Below are 255 nucleotides of genomic sequence, written 5' to 3' on the forward strand. Positions count from 1 at the left end.
TACTCATCTCGCCCACCTGTGTCGGTTTGCGGTACGGTCTCGTATGACTGAAGCTTAGAGGCTTTTCTTGGAACCACTTCCGATTGCTACGTGAACAAGTTCACTCGTCCCACTCCCTTGAATTACGCGCCCGGATTTGCCTAAGCACCTTCTATGAAGCAGAAACTGACTATTCCAACAGTCAGACAACCTTCCGCGATCCGTCCCCCCATCGCATCATACGACGGTGCAGGAATATTAACCTGCTTCCCATCA

The 255-nt window shown here is 51.0% G+C and carries 1 rRNA gene; it reads right to left on the bottom strand.

The window, feature by feature from the left end:
• A 23S ribosomal RNA gene (locus GTP44_RS28510) occupies positions 1 to 255 on the bottom strand; the annotation flags it as partial.

The sequence above is a fragment of the Duganella lactea genome (assembly GCF_009857505.1).
GTDB lineage: Bacteria > Pseudomonadota > Gammaproteobacteria > Burkholderiales > Burkholderiaceae_D > Rugamonas > Rugamonas lactea.